This window comes from Paraburkholderia sp. Ac-20340 (genome assembly GCF_017104965.1).
Lineage (GTDB): Bacteria > Pseudomonadota > Gammaproteobacteria > Burkholderiales > Burkholderiaceae > Paraburkholderia.
The window spans coordinates 1-14,379 of the sequence record NZ_JAAGPR010000052.1 but is presented as its reverse complement, the minus strand read 5'-3'; the positions used below and the strand labels follow the sequence as shown (position 1 = coordinate 14,379).

The 14,379-nt window shown below is 59.1% G+C and carries 12 protein-coding genes; 5 read left to right on the top strand and 7 right to left on the bottom strand.

What is annotated here, in order from left to right:
- Window positions 1-32 precede the first annotated feature (32 nt).
- The 3 genes from G3N59_RS34925 to G3N59_RS34915 are packed head-to-tail and all read right to left on the bottom strand — an operon-like array spanning window position 33 to window position 4,435.
- Window positions 33-1,283 (bottom strand): methylaspartate ammonia-lyase, encoded by a 1,251-nt coding sequence (locus G3N59_RS34925; protein WP_205987477.1) that lies wholly within the window; start codon window positions 1,281-1,283, stop codon window positions 33-35.
- 45 nt (window positions 1,284-1,328) lie between these two features.
- On the bottom strand, window positions 1,329-2,768 hold the full coding sequence (locus tag G3N59_RS34920) for an aldehyde dehydrogenase family protein (RefSeq protein WP_205987475.1): 1,440 nt from the start codon (window positions 2,766-2,768) through the stop codon (window positions 1,329-1,331).
- Between the two features lie 35 nt (window positions 2,769-2,803).
- Entirely contained in the window at window positions 2,804-4,435 is a 1,632-nt protein-coding gene (locus G3N59_RS34915; RefSeq protein WP_205987474.1) for a GMC family oxidoreductase N-terminal domain-containing protein, read from the bottom strand.
- A 345-nt stretch (window positions 4,436-4,780) separates the two neighbouring features.
- Between G3N59_RS34915 and G3N59_RS34910 the strand changes: the two genes are divergently transcribed.
- The gene (locus G3N59_RS34910) at window positions 4,781-5,668 is read left to right on the top strand and encodes a LysR family transcriptional regulator (protein ID WP_205987473.1); all 888 of its coding nucleotides are present in this window, start codon (window positions 4,781-4,783) and stop codon (window positions 5,666-5,668) included.
- Between the two features lie 11 nt (window positions 5,669-5,679).
- Here the strand turns inward: G3N59_RS34910 and G3N59_RS34905 are convergent, their stop codons facing one another.
- Window positions 5,680-6,588: an AraC family transcriptional regulator gene (locus G3N59_RS34905; RefSeq protein ID WP_205987471.1), complete on the bottom strand. Its 909-nt coding sequence runs from the start codon at window positions 6,586-6,588 to the stop codon at window positions 5,680-5,682.
- A gap of 242 nt (window positions 6,589-6,830) precedes the next feature.
- A complete protein-coding gene (locus G3N59_RS34900) occupies window positions 6,831-7,025 on the bottom strand; it encodes a hypothetical protein (RefSeq protein ID WP_205987469.1) in 195 nt (64 codons plus the stop codon).
- 139 nt (window positions 7,026-7,164) lie between these two features.
- Here G3N59_RS34900 and G3N59_RS34895 point away from each other — a divergent pair, with 139 nt between their 5' ends.
- The 4 genes from G3N59_RS34895 (at window position 7,165) to panB (ending at window position 11,596) form a co-directional block, all read left to right on the top strand.
- A complete protein-coding gene (locus tag G3N59_RS34895) occupies window positions 7,165-7,944 on the top strand; it encodes a cyclase family protein (RefSeq protein ID WP_205987468.1) in 780 nt (259 codons plus the stop codon).
- A 57-nt stretch (window positions 7,945-8,001) separates the two neighbouring features.
- Window positions 8,002-9,342: an APC family permease gene (locus G3N59_RS34890; RefSeq protein WP_205987467.1), complete on the top strand. Its 1,341-nt coding sequence runs from the start codon at window positions 8,002-8,004 to the stop codon at window positions 9,340-9,342.
- Window positions 9,343-9,440: 98 nt separating this feature from the next.
- Window positions 9,441-10,574: a porin gene (locus G3N59_RS34885; RefSeq protein WP_205987466.1), complete on the top strand. Its 1,134-nt coding sequence runs from the start codon at window positions 9,441-9,443 to the stop codon at window positions 10,572-10,574.
- A gap of 203 nt (window positions 10,575-10,777) precedes the next feature.
- Window positions 10,778-11,596: a 3-methyl-2-oxobutanoate hydroxymethyltransferase gene (panB, locus tag G3N59_RS34880; RefSeq protein ID WP_205987465.1), complete on the top strand. Its 819-nt coding sequence runs from the start codon at window positions 10,778-10,780 to the stop codon at window positions 11,594-11,596.
- A 96-nt stretch (window positions 11,597-11,692) separates the two neighbouring features.
- Here the strand turns inward: panB and citF are convergent, their stop codons facing one another.
- Window positions 11,693-13,081: a citrate lyase subunit alpha gene (citF, locus tag G3N59_RS34875; protein ID WP_346777980.1), complete on the bottom strand. Its 1,389-nt coding sequence runs from the start codon at window positions 13,079-13,081 to the stop codon at window positions 11,693-11,695.
- A 225-nt stretch (window positions 13,082-13,306) separates the two neighbouring features.
- Window positions 13,307-13,489 (bottom strand): hypothetical protein, encoded by a 183-nt coding sequence (locus G3N59_RS34870; protein WP_205987461.1) that lies wholly within the window; start codon window positions 13,487-13,489, stop codon window positions 13,307-13,309.
- Window positions 13,490-14,379: the final 890 nt, after the last annotated feature.

Genomic DNA, 14,379 nt, shown 5'->3' with positions numbered 1-14,379 from the left:
ACGCACTGGCGCCGACCAAGCGCGTGGCGATCTCAGCGAAGCAGTTCTGCGATGCGAAGTGCGCGATTCATCTCGTTGAAGACGATGTTGAAGCCTTCGTCGAAACCCATCCCCGGCTTCGCCAGCATCTGCGTTACGCCGGTCGCCACGCCGATGTTGGTCGTGGCTCGTGCCGAGACATCCGTTTCGGCGCACGTTCCGCCGAGCACAGGGCCAACGCCATGCTTGTGGCAGTCGAGGATTGCGTCGATGGAGTTATGCAGCGAGCCGAGGTCCGGCGTCTTGATTTGAATCATGTCTACGGCACCCGTTGTTGCAAACAGATGGATGTCTTCGGCGGTGTTTGCCCACTCGTCAGCCATGATTGCCGCCTTGCTGCCACGCGATTTGAGTAGGCGACGCAGGCTCCCGAGCGTCTCAATCTGGGCGTCGCGACCGCCTGCATCCATGGGATGCTCGATACGAAGTTCGTGCGGACCGGCTGCACGCTCGAGGCGCTGGATGATGTCAGCCGTGGTTTCGACCGAGCCGCCCGCAACTGCACCGATAAGTCCATAGACGTCGATATGAATGACCGGCTGGTAGTCCTCGGACGCGCGCAGCTGTTCGATGCGAGCACGCAGCCAGTTGATATACGTCTCCAACGCCGCGCCGTCCGCACCGACGAGGTCGGGCGTGTTAATCAAACCATGCGGCATGACCGGCACGCGCTTCAGAATCATCTTGTCGACGTTCGTGTAGCGTTCGTCGCCCGACTGGCCATAGATAGGCACAGCGGCGAGCGGTCGCTCGATTTTCCACTCGTCCTTGATGACCTGCGCCATCAGATGGTGGCCAGCAGCATGTGCGGCCGCGTCGAGGAGTGCCTGAGAGACCCCATAGGCGGCGGCCCGCTTGGCAGCGAACACCTGGTCGATGGCGTTCTCGGCGAAGACTGCGGTCTCGCGAAACGAACGAACGTCGAGACCGACGAGCTTCGGAGCGAGTTCCTGTTCAATCTGCACAGCAAGCTGTTCTGCGTGGAAGCGCGGCTCGCGACCTCCGACACCGGTGTACTGGACACTCGCGCAGTCGCCCTTGGCGATGTAGCCGTCGCTGAGCAGGAACATGACCGAAACGGACTCGGACGGCTCACGGACAGCCTTGAAGCCCGGGGTTTGCGCCTTGCCGATGTATGCGGCGCCGTCGCGCTTGGCGCCAGCCTTGATGGCCGCCTGGTCGTCGAAGAAGAACGAGCCGACACCGGGGCTCGCGAGAACCTTCTGGATGGTAACGCTAGACATAGTGATTTCTGACCGTCGAAAGAGTTGTGAATGCGCCGTAGCTTCTTAGGCCGCCGACTGGCTGACCAAGCGAAGATGCATGTACGCGAGTACGCCTTCGGTCCCGCCTTCGTATCCGTAACCGCTGTTTCCGAGGCCTCCAAGCGCTACGTCAGGCAGCGACGGAGCCGTCTGGTTCACACCGATATTCGAGGCATTGAGACCTGCCACGAGCTTGTCGCGCACGGCGATGGAATCGGTAAATACATACGCTGCGAAGGCGTACGGGCCGGCATTCGCCAACTGGATGGCTTCGTCCACCGAGTTGATGGATTGAACGGTTGCGACCGGCCCGAATGGCTCTTCGACCAGAATCTCCGCGTCGCTCGTCACGGACGAGAGGACGGTCGGTTCGACGAAAAAGCCGCGACGGTCAACTTTCTTTCCGCCAGTGCGGATTACAGCGCCCTTGGCGACTGCATCGTCAACCAGCTGAAGGAACGATGCCACGCGGCCAGCATGCGCAACGGAGCCCAGCGTCGTGCCCTCTTCGTTGCCGTGACCAAGCTTGTAGGTCTGCGCTTTTGCCGCGAGGGCCTCGACGAGTGCGTCATGAACCGAATGGTGTGCGAGATAGCGCGTCGGCGCTACACACGACTGCCCAGCCGAGCCGAACTTGGCAGGCGCAGTCACCTGAATGACCTTTTCGATGTCTGCGTCGCTCCAGACGATGACCGGAGCGTGCCCGCCGAGTTCGAAAATCGGTCGAATCAGGTTCGGCGCTGCGAGGGCTGCCAGACGCTTTCCGACTTGCGTCGAGCCCGTAAAGGACACAGCCTTCACGACAGGCGATGCAAGCAGCTGTTCGCTCACTGCAGCCGGGTCACCGTAGACGAGGTTTACAACGCCATCCGGCAAACCTGCGTCGACCAGCGTCTGCACGATGGCACGCGCGCTGTACGGCGTGAATTCCGACGCTTTGAGCACCACCGTGCACCCCGCGGCCAAGGCCGCACCGAGCTTGCGGCCGACGAGCACTGCGGGGAAATTCCACGGGGTGATTGCGACGACGACACCGAGAGGCGTCGGCACCGACAAGCGCGTGCTGCCGGCGACGATGCCCTGATGAACCTTGCCGCTGATACGGCTGGCTTCTTCGCCATTCCAAGCAAGCGTCTCGACGGTACGACGAAGCTCGCCAGTTGCATCCGCTTTCGTCTTGCCCGACTCCAGCAGCAGTCCGGCGGCGACCTCTTCCAGGCGCTCGGCAAGCAGTGCTGACGCTTTCTTGAGGATGGCGCCACGAGCTTGACCGGTCAGCGCGCTCCAAGCGGGAAATGCGCGTTGCGCTGCGTCGAGTGCGGCTTGCACCTGAGTTACATCAGCAAGGGTGACAAGTCCGATTGCGTCGCCGGTGCCGGGGTCTATATTGGGCTGCGAGCCCGACTTCCCTTCTTCCCAGCGACCGTCAATGAACAAATGTGCGTCAAGATTCTGTGCGGCCATGGCCGTCTCCTGCAAAAAGATTGAGTTGATTCGGCTTATGCGCGCAGGCCGCGGACAAGGTCAGCACCCTTTTCGGCAATCATCAGCGTTGCCGCGTAGGTATTCCCCGAAGTAATTGCCGGCATGACTGATGCGTCAATTACACGGAGGCCTTCGAGGCCATGCACGCGCAGCGAATCGTCGACAACAGACATGGGGTCGCCCTTCGGGCCCATACGCGCAGTGCCGACGAGGTGGAAACCGGTCGACCCGTGAGCCCTGCAGAAATCGAGCATCTGCTCATCGGTACGAATGCTGGTCCCGGGGACGGTTTCCTCAACGAGATATTTCGAAAGCGTCGGTGAGTGCAGCAGGTCGCGGATGATTTTCATACCCGCCACCATGACTTCCTGGTCCACCGTATGCGCGAGATAGTTCGGCTGAATCACCGGGTCTTCGAACACGTTTGTCGAACGCGCACGTACGTAGCCACGGCTCAGCGGACGGTGTTGCCACCAACCACCAGTCACGCCAGGGTACTCATCCAGCACGTAGTGCTTGCCTTCCCGGTAGCTTCCGGGCACGAACACACACTGCAAGTCCGGAGTCTCAACGTTCGGCGCCGACTTGCAGAACAAGTGCGCCTGGGAGGGCGTAAGTGTGAGTACGCTGGGCTTCTTTACGAGCCAACGCATGACTTGCCAGCCCAGACTCACGCCTCGCGCCATCTGGTTCAGCGTGACGGTGCCGGGCTTCGCACGCATCACCATGCGCGCGGAGTAGTGGTCACCAAGGTTCTCGCCGACGCCCGGCAGCGCATGCACAACTTGTACTCCGAGCGACTGCAGCAGGTTCGCGGGGCCGACGCCGGAAATCTGTAGCAGTCGCGCGGTGTTCGCGGTGCCGGCGGACACGATAACCTCGCGGCGCGCACGCACCACCGACTCTTCGCCACCTTCGCTGTGCACGAATGCGACGCCGACAGCTCGCTTCCCGTTGAAAAGGATGCGCTTCGCGCGGACACCCGAAATCAACTCGACATTGCCGCGCTTGAGCGCGGGCGCCAGAAATGCGACTGACGCGCTGACCCGGAAACCATTTTCAATGGTGCGCTGGAAATAGCCGACACCTTCCTGGTCGCCCGAGTTGTAGTCGGGGTTCCGCTTGTGGCCCGCAGCTACGGCCGCCTCGATAAACGTTTCTGAAACCGGGTGAAACCAGTCCATGGGCGTGACGGGAATTTCACCCGTACGACCGCGGACGCTACCGTTTCCATTTCCCGTGTACCGTTCCGAACGCGCGAAGTACGGCAGCACATCGTCGTAGCCCCAACCGCGATTCCCGAGGGACGCCCAGTGGTCGAAGTCGCCCGGCTGCCCGCGCACAATCATCATGCCATTGATGGAGCTGGAGCCGCCGATGACGCGACCCTGAGTCGTCGAGATCTTGCGGCCGCCGCTGCCCTCTGAAGGCTCCGTTTTGAATTGCCAGGTAATCTCCGGTTGGGTGAGCGTTTTGACGAAGCCAGAGGGAATGCGAACGTAAGGGCGCAGGTCACTGCGACCAGCCTCGAGGACACAGACCTTCACACTTGGGTCCTCAGACAAACGGGCGGCGAGAACCGAACCGGCCGAGCCAGCGCCTACGATCACGTAGTCGTAGGTGGCGTTTTCACTATTTGCGTTCACTCTTCTTCCTCTCTTTCCATCGTCCTGCCGCCGACAACTACGCGACACCGCGTTTTGGCCAGCGGCCACCGGCACAGCAGTGGCTGAAACTCATCTGCCATGACGAGATGGTAGGGAAGTCGACACCACGGAAAAAGAGATTTATATTTACCTTTAGATGCAAATTATTCATCTAACGGACAGCTACAGACAAACCCTAATCTGCGTCTCGTATGGAAACGCCCTCGGCATCCAGAACCACGAAGGAAGCGCGTCGAATCAGGGGGGCTGGATGACATGACGGGGGCATGCAATGATTCGATTTATTGCATCTATGAGTGCAAATATTTCATGTAAAGGTTTCCCGTGTCACTGAACGCCTACGAGGTTTTCGTCGCCATCGCCGAACGGGGCACCTTTGCGGCTGCGGCCCATCAGCTGAACCTTTCGCCATCTGCGGTGAGCCATGCCCTGGCTTCGTTCGAGCAGGAACTTGGCTTTACGCTCTTCATGCGCAACCGCAGTGGCGTGCGTTTAACCGCCGGAGGCGAAGCGCTCTTGCCGACCGTGCGGGAAGTCCTGCAGAGCAATGAGAAGTTGGGGCAACAGGCGTCAAAGCTTCTGGGGCTTGAAGCTGGTACCGTCCGCATTGGCGCATTCAGCAGCGTCAGCGTCGCGTGGCTTCCGAATATCATTCGCTCGTTTGCCGACCTCTACCCCAAAATCGACGTCATCATTGAGCAGGGGGGCTACGACGACGTCGCCGAATGGATAGCGAAGAGCCAGGTCGATTTGGGCTTCATTACTTTGCCTGCGGCGCCTGGGCTGGATGTGACGCCGCTCTATGCTGACCCACTTGTCTGCATCGCCCCACCGGGCTTTGCGCCGAAAAGCGCGGCGTACATGACTGTCGAAGAGTTGGCAGAACACAATGTCGTTCTGCAAGGCGAAGGGTATGGCAAGGAAACGCAGCAGTTGCTGGCAAGCCACAAGATTTCGGTCAAATCAAGCGCACGGGCAATCGACGACGCCGCGATTATCGCGATTGTGGAGAGTGGGTTGGGCGTCGCCGTAATGCCCCAGCTAGCCCTGCATCACTACCAAAGCTCGGTCCAGGTCTTCCCGTTCTATCCCGCTGAAAGCCGAGCGATCGCTCTCGCGTCCTTGAGCCGGGAGGCTCTGGCTCCCGCCGCAAAGGCCATGCATGAGCACATCGTCGCGTCCGTGGGAGCGTGGTCCAAACGCGCTGCATAGGACGAGGACACTCATTCCCACTTTGTCGAGTGGAACCAGCGCCGCGGCGTTTCGCCGGTGACTTGCCGAAAGACCCGGGTGAAGTGACTCTGGCTGGCAAACCCGCATGCGCTAGCGATTTCGGCAAGCGGCATATTCCCCGCCTTCAGCATCGACATCGCGCGTTCGGCCCGTTGCGCCATTAGCCAGCGATGCGGCGTCTCCCCTACCTCCTCCTTGAAAGCGCGTGAAAAGTGGCGGACGCTCAGCCCGGCCATCTCGGCGAGTGTCACTATGTCGATTTCCTCATGCAAACACGAGTCAGCATACTCGACGATACGCTTGAGCCTCCAAGGCGGAAGTGCGACGTACTTCTCCGGCCGGTCGAGTGAACCAGCGCGTTGCAGGAGATGGGCAACGACCGTGGTCACCGCCCCGTCGACAAGCAATCGGTCGGTCGCATGCCCCCGCGCTGATGCTTCCCACAAGCGCGTCATCAACTGAGCAATAAATTCGTCTTCCCATGTCGCCTGAGCAAGTGGCAAAAACGCTTCGGTCAAACCGTCGGGGGCGGTCGGGCCGAGGATTCGGCGAACGGTCGAGGAAGGAATGGTCAGCAACAGTAGGCGACGGTTCCCTCTGACCTTCCAGCGACTGGCGTTATCCGCGGGCAAGACGAGCATGCGGCCCGGCGCGGCAGCATCGCTGTGCCAACCGCTCCCCATATCCCAAGACCATGTGTTGTCCGGCGAAGCGGCGAGCGGCAGCGCGACCACCGTTTCAGGAACGCTCGGGTCCACGAATTCGTGGTCGCCCTGCTCCACCGTAATCATGTGGAAGTTGAGGCGACCAGGGGAGTCGCGATGTTCTTGCGGGAAGATCGAATACGGAGACTTCCGATAGAAGTCCGCATATCTTACCCAGTCGTTCAATTGCCTCATGACGCCATTCCTATGCGGCACTGTACAAACACGCCCCGTTTCTGAATCGAAGCACACTCAAAAGGCGCTGTCAACCAGGCACCACTAACCCCGGAGGCCGCGCATGCTTCATACGCCGGTTTAAGCGAGGGCTTAAATGCTCTACGCATCTTCGCCGCGCGACCTTACAAGCCTCTGTCTGATTTGTACAGGCAATTAATGGTATTCCGGTAGCCTCTTTTGACATAGAACGGACGTCGTTTTCACGCGTCGGCCATCGCGAATTTCAAACCGTTGAAATGCATTTTGTAGCATTGACGCTCTTTGTACCCATCGACTAACTTCCAGTCCACTGGATCAGCAACCGCGGCGTCGGCAATCTGAAAGCCAACCGGCAGTGTGAATTCAGACAGGGCACGTGTGACGCTGGTGTTCTTGCGAGTCGGCAGTTGAAGCACTCGACCCGCGCCGGAACACGAGGAAATAGACACACGACATGACGACATGTTCATAAGTATTCCTATTTAAATACATATACAGGGCAGAGTCTTCAAGGACTCACGACGCGTTTTTACAACTGAACTCTCGGAGACATCGATGGGACATACCACTGCTACAGAAGTGCTCGCATTGCTGGGAAATAACCCACTGTGGACACTTCACGAAATTCTGAAAACCGGCCGCTGGGTCGACCTCACGCACACCGCAGACGAAACGACGCCGCTCTGGTCGGGCTTCACCAAGATGAGCCGCGATGCGCTCTTCAATCTCGACCAGCACGGCTTCCAGGCGCATGTCTTCACGCACGTCGGGCAATGGGGCACGCACGTTGACCCGCCCTCCCACTTCCACGGCGGCCTGCGCCCACTCGACCAACTTGGAGTGAGGGAACAGCTACTTCCTCTCGTGGTTCTCGACATCCACGCGAAGGTCGCAGCGAATCCCGACTACACCGTGTCGATGGATGACGTCATCGACTGGGAGCAAAGACACGGTGCCATTCCTCGCGGTGCGTTCGTCGCGCTTCGCACGGATTGGTCCAAGCGTTGGCCGGACCACGCCAGCATGGTCAACAGCGACGCTGCGGGCATATCACACACGCCGGGTTGGAGCCGCGAAGTCATTGACTACCTCTTCGACGAGCGCGCGGCGACCGCGTGCGGCCACGAGACGCTCGATACGGACCCAGGCTCTGCGACGTCGCGCTCGGACTTCTCGCTCGAAGGTCTCGTCCTGTCCAAGGACCGCTACCAAATCGAGCTGCTCGCAAATCTCAGCGAAGTCCCCGAGGTCGGCGCGCTCGTGGTGGTGGCCTTCCCGAAAATCGGCGGTGCCACTGGCTTTCCCGCCCGTGTCTTTGCTATCGCGCCGGTCTAAATCCGACCGTCTCCGCAAATTCTCCGACTCCGTCGCTATCTAGGAAGGAATTGCACCATGTCCACTGATTCTTTCGGCTACAAGCAAGAGCTAAAGCGTAGCCTGACGTTCGCCGACCTCGTGATATACGGCATCGTCTTCATGATTCCCATCGCGCCGTTCGCAATTTACGGCTACGTTTCCGATGCCTCGGGCGGGATGGTCCCCCTCGCCTACATCATTGGCATGGTCGCGATGTTCTTCACCGCGCTCAGTTACAAGGTGCTCTCCGCAGACTTCCCCATCGCCGGTTCTGCGTACGCATACGCACAACGTGGTATCGGCGATACGGCGGGCTTTATCGCCGGCTGGATGCTTATCCTGGACTATCTCCTCATTCCAGCGCTGACCTACGTAGTCGCAGCGGCGGCACTTTCGCAGCTCTTTCCGCTCGTGCCTCGCTGGGTGTGGGTCGTCGTATTCCTTGGAGTCGGCACTGCGACGAACTACTTCGGCGTTCAGGCGACCGCAGCGGTCAACAAGTTCTTCATGTATGCACAGATGCTGGTTCTCGCCATCTTTGCCGCGGTTGGCCTGTATGCGCTCTACCACGGCGTCGGCGCTGGCCGCCTCACGCTGAACCCGCTCTTCCAGCCGGAAGTCTTCAAGAGCGAGCTCATCTTCTCTGCGGTATCCGTTTGCGCCCTGTCCTTCCTCGGATTCGACGCGATTTCCACGCTCGCGGAAGAGGTGAAGGGCGATAGCAAAAAGACCGTCGGCAATGCGACTATCGCGGCACTCCTTCTCGCCGGCGGCCTCTTCGTCGCGCAAACCTGGATTGCCGGTGACCTCGCGAACGGCATGAAGTTTAAATCGGCCGACACCGCCTTCTACGAGATTGCCGAACTCGCGGGCGGCAAACCTCTTGCCTTGCTCACCGCCTGGTCGACGGCCATCACCTTCGGCTTGTCGTGCTCCATCGTGTCGCAAGCAGCAATCGCCCGTCTCCTCTACTCGATGGCCCGCGACCGCAAGATGCCGTCGCTCCTCGCCTCTGTGCATCCGAAGTACAAGACGCCGAACGTTGCTCTAGTACTCGTTGCAATCGTCTCGCTGGCAATTTCGCTGGGCTTCCTTGACCACCTCGACACGCTCACGAACTTCGTCAACTTCGGCGCGCTCACGGGTTTCATGATTCTCCACGTCACGGTTGTCGTGCATTACATCGGCCGCAAGCACTCACGCGCACTCTTCAAGCATCTGGTTTCGCCTGCAATCGGCTTCTGCATCCTCGGTTACGTCTTGTATTCGATGGGCGCGGCTACCTGGGAACTGGGAATCGGCTGGTTCTGCGTCGGCGTCGTGTACTACCTCGTTCTCACGCGTGTCATGCGTCGTGACATCAGCCTCGAAGTCTAGTAGCTAACGTCGCGCTCGTCGGAACTCCGACTCTGGCGAGCGCGAGCCCGTACGCAAATCAATAAACAAATTCAACAATCAGTTTGGAGATTCGAGTCGTGAAGAAAATTGCACTTCAGTCGTCCGCTCTGTGCATCGTCGCTATCAGCTCGGCTGCACACGCCCAGAGTTCGGTGACGTTGTACGGCATCATCGATACGGGCCTGGCCTATGTTCACAACTCCGGCGGACACAGCACCCAAATCACAACAATGTCGGGGAGCCTCGCCGGGTCACGATGGGGTCTCAAGGGTAGCGAGGACCTCGGTGGTGGCCTCAAGACCGTGTTCCAACTCGAGAACGGGTTCGACCCGACGAACGGCACGCTCGGCCAGAACAACCGGCTGTTTGGGCGCCAGGCATTCGTCGGCATCAGTAGCGACAAGTTCGGCACCGTGACCCTCGGACGTCAGTATGACCCTATCGTGGACCAGGTACAGCCACTGACTGGTGACAATTACTTCGGCGCAATCTTCGCCCCGCCGGGTGACTTCGACAACTATGACAACAGCATTCGCATCAATAACGCCGTCAAATGGGTAAGCCCGTCCTGGGGTGGGGTCACTCTCGAGGCACTGTACGCGTTTGGTGGACTTGCTGGCTCGGTCGGTTCCGGTCAAACGTACAGTGCCTCCGCTGGATACAGTAGCGGTTCGTTCAGCGCCGCCGCCGGCTACATGCACATCGACTACGGGAACGCACGACTGACGACCCGGCCGTCTGGGTCAGCCGACTCGCTTTTCAATAGTGCAGTGAACAGCGCGTACTCCTCGGCGCGCTCGGTGAACAGTGCGCGCGTCGCGGGACAATACGTCATTTCCAGCGTAACGCTCGGGGCAGCTTATAGCTTCACCCAGTACAACCCCGATGCCATGTCGTCGTTCTCGACGTCGCAGAAATATCAGAACGCCTCCGTGTTCGGCATCTGGCAAGTGCTGCCGACTTTCTCGCTCGGAGCCGGCTACAACTATACGAAGACCAGCGGCGACTCCTCGGCCAAATACAACATGTTCAGCCTAGGCGCCGACTACAACCTGAGTAAACGCACGGACGTCTACGCAATCGCCGGCTACACGCACGCTTCCGGTGAGAATGGTCTCGGCGCCGCGGAAGCAGTCGTCGGCTCGTTCGACATCAATTCGGGTAGCTCTTCCCAGGCAATTGCGGTTGTCGGCTTACGACATACGTTCTAAGGTTTGCAACCAGAACCGAAAACCTAAGCTCCAGTCTGCCTTCGAGAGGCGTTTGCACACGTAGCAAACTCGAGTTTGCTGCGTGTGCCTTTTTTTGCGGCTTGTCTAAACAATGCGAAACCTCATTCGCATATTTAGAATACCGCCCCCCTCGTCAGCGACTTAAAATTCGGCGCTTGTCGAATAGCCAGGGACTCTCATCAATGCAGTATCTCCACGACCCAGCACATCCGCAGGTTACCGTCACCCGGTTGCAAAGCATGCGGGAAGCGGATGAAAAAATTGCAATGCTGACGTGCTATGACGCCACGTTTGCAGCCTTGATGGATCGTGCTGGAGTAGATATCGCGTTCATCGGCGACTCACTCGGCAACGTCGTTCAGGGGCACACGACAACCTTACCCGTAAGCGTGGCCGACATCGCCTACCATACGGCCGCAGTTACGCGCGGTGTGCGGCGGGCAATGGTCATCTCCGATATTCCTTTTGGTTGCCTCGGCTCCGTCGAACAAACCTACGATGCGGCCGTCGAACTGATGCGTGCGGGCGCAAGTATGGTCAAAATCGAAGGCGGGCACTGGTTGTCGTCAACGATACGATTCCTCGTTGAGCGAGGAATACCCGTTTGCGCACACATTGGGCTGACGCCACAGTCAGTGCATGCATTCGGAGGCTTCAAGGTGCAGGGGAAATCTGCAGCATCCGCAACCGTCCTCTTGAACGATGCGGCTGCGTGTGAAGCTGCCGGAGCTCAACTCCTCGTAATTGAGGCAATTCCCTCACACCTCGCCGCAGAGGTCACCGGTCAACTCAGCATCCCTACAATAGGCATCGGCGCGGGGCCTTACTGTTCTGGTCAGGTTCTCGTGCTTCACGACATGCTCGGCATCTCCCCAGGGAAACGCCCTCGCTTCGTTAAGGACTTCATGGAGGGCGAGTCGAGCATCCTCGCCGGTCTAGAAAAATTCGTGCGAGAGGTGAAGGAAGGAGTGTTTCCCGGTTCGGATCATAGCTATCAATAGGGGGCAGACGGCCATATCCGCAGTTACGCCCGGCCAACGAGCGCACTGAATGCTTCGCCGGCCACGCGATAGAAATGACGTCGCTCGACCTCAGCGTCAAGAGCGTATGACGTCAATGACGTTGCCGTCGCGGTACTCCACGACCCCGACGATGCGACCGTCGCGACGTGGTGGCGGTGCGGTGTCGGTGAGCGCACGCGCTGCATCGCACAGTTCGTTGATGCTCATAACCTTGACCCCTGCGCGCTGGAAGAGTTGCAGTAAATCAGAGCGTTGCGAATTCACTGCGGCGCCGATCTCCGTCACAACCGCGTCCACCGTCTCTCCCGGAGTGGTGAGACAACCGACCCGGCCAACGATCTTCGGACCGACCCTCGAGGCGAGCCGAGTCGTCACGATCGCCAGCTTCGAGCCCGCTGCCGTATCAGAATGACCTCCTGAACCTCCAAGTATGGAGCCGTCGGCGCCTGTCGTCACGTTGACGTTGAAATCAAGGTCGACCTCGGAGGCACCAAGGACCATGACGTCCAATCGATTGACCATGGCTCCCCGGCAGTGCGGATTCGCGTACAGCGACGCAGACATCGCCTGGTGCCGACGGTTCGACCGATACGATTCCACGGCACGCAGATCGAAGCACTGGACGTCGAATAGCGTTCGAAATAGTCCTCTCTCAAGCATGTCGACCAGTTCACCTGTCACGCCACCGGCCGCGAAACCACCTTGTATCCTGTCTCGCTCCATCAAGACCTTCACGTACTGCGCGACCGCAATCGACACTCCACCTGCACCGGTCTGAAACGAAAAGCCATCCTTGAGCAGACCAGAGGCTTCAATCAACCTCGAGGCGGTCTCGGCGATCCTCAATCCGACGGGATCACATGTAGGCTTGGTCGTGCCCGAGAGAATCCCTGTGGGATCCCCAATTGAGTCCACAGCGACAACAAAATCGACGTGGTCTTGATGGATGTCGATAGGACATAGAGGATAGGGCTGCAGGTGGTCCGTTACTGCGACAACACGGTGTGCATGCTGCGCGTCCACCACCGCGTAGCCAAGGGTCCCACACGCGGCGGGGCCGTCGACACCGTTGAGATTCCCGTACTCATCGGCAGTCGGCGCCGCCACGAACGCCACGTCGATTGGCAGATCACCGGACTCGATCGCACGTGCCCGGCCACCGTGGGTCTGAAACACCACAGGCGTTGGGAACTCGCCAGACGAGACAAACTCTGCCACCGGCCCCGACATGTAGGATGTATAGATTCGCGACACAACGCCGCTGCGCATATGGTCGACGAGCGGCGCATGAACAGGAAACAACGAGCTGGCCGCAACGGTCAAATTGCGGATGCCTTTTCTCGCTGCCGCAGCAAGGACCTGATTCAGGACCCCGTCACCGTTCCGGAGATGATGATGAAACGAAATCGTGTCACCGCTTTTCAGGTCGCAGGCATCGAGTGAAGACTCGACATCTGGTAGCACTTTCGACCCGCCGTCTCTCACTGGACGGATCGGACACGGTCGTCGCTCAACCCAGGCAGGCGTTAGTGACGGGCCTGAGTATGGACTCACCTCCCCGTAACCAGGTATATAGGCCGGGATTTGACGTTGACTCGAAGTAGCCATGCAAATGCTGGGAATAAGGACGGGGCAGAATTAGAGCTATCGCTTCGGCGCTGGCGAGGTGACGAACATAGAGCCGCACACTCACCAGTCGACATACTCGAATGGTGCGTGGTACGACATCCAATCGTATGTATTCGCATGCACCTGTGCGTTCAGCGCCTCAAAGGTACTGCCGTTTGACGATCGGGAAGGATGCTCTGCAACTTCAGGTTGCAGGCCGATGCGCGCGGGCACCACGCCGGATATGGACGTCTGGCTTGTCATAGGACCAACTCCACCGAAAATGGACGTACAAAGGAGTTTGGGCACTTGCCTCTTGAGTGCACAACAGGGTTCCTGCTCACTTTCGAAGAGAGAGGGACGTACCTATCGTCTGCGCCGCTTCACGCCATCGCGCTGCGCACGCTGTTAGATAGCAAGACACTCGGGGCGTCAGGCGACAGACGCCTGAAAGGGAGGCCCGCGCCTCAAGGTATTGCGATCAATTTTATGTGCGTGCGAGTAGCGTAGGTAGCGACATTTGGGCAAGTCGCCTTCGCGCTTCGCGAAGGATCTCTGCGGGCGCCATCACCAAACCACATGCCGTCCCAATATCGCAATGGCCGAATTGGCCGCGCCGGCAAACTGTTCCGAGCGAATGATGCTCAGCGATCGCTGGTAAAAAGGCCGCATGCCGTTGCGATCGGACAATGTCCGTAGTCTGACGACTACGACAGACGAAACACTTTATTCAGGCACGGATCGTTGCAAACTACCACCTCCGTCAACGTGATAGGAGCAGCAGGATCTCACCTGTTTGGCTTGGCCAATGCCGATCTTGAACATATCGAAGACACTGATCGTTGTCGCCGTAGGCATCGGACGATTCATCATTTTTCAGGCAGGTTGAATTCAGGAGAGTATCCAGTCATAGCCGTGGGCGGTGCACCCTGGCTAGCCGCGCGCTGCATCGTGGTTCCACATCAGCGCGGCTGGGATTCCGCGCGGGTCAATCTCATTGGTTCAATGGGCTAGTTGTCACGGCCCGTGTAGTTGCCCCTGCAACCCAGGACATTCGGACACTGCTAGGTTGATGAGACCGCAGCGCGCCTGAACTCGCGAGGCGAGCGGTATTTCAGTGCTTTGTGCGGGTGGCGCTCATTGTATTGCTCGAA

Coding starts and splice junctions, on each gene's coding strand:
- G3N59_RS34905 (WP_205987471.1), bottom strand. CDS start 6,588: ATGAGGCAATTGAACGACTGGGTAAGATATGCGGACTTCTATCGGAAG.
- G3N59_RS34925 (WP_205987477.1), bottom strand. CDS start 1,283: ATGTCTAGCGTTACCATCCAGAAGGTTCTCGCGAGCCCCGGTGTCGGC.
- G3N59_RS34870 (WP_205987461.1), bottom strand. CDS start 13,489: ATGACAAGCCAGACGTCCATATCCGGCGTGGTGCCCGCGCGCATCGGC.
- G3N59_RS34890 (WP_205987467.1), top strand. CDS start 8,002: ATGTCCACTGATTCTTTCGGCTACAAGCAAGAGCTAAAGCGTAGCCTG.
- panB (WP_205987465.1), top strand. CDS start 10,778: ATGCAGTATCTCCACGACCCAGCACATCCGCAGGTTACCGTCACCCGG.
- G3N59_RS34895 (WP_205987468.1), top strand. CDS start 7,165: ATGGGACATACCACTGCTACAGAAGTGCTCGCATTGCTGGGAAATAAC.
- G3N59_RS34920 (WP_205987475.1), bottom strand. CDS start 2,768: ATGGCCGCACAGAATCTTGACGCACATTTGTTCATTGACGGTCGCTGG.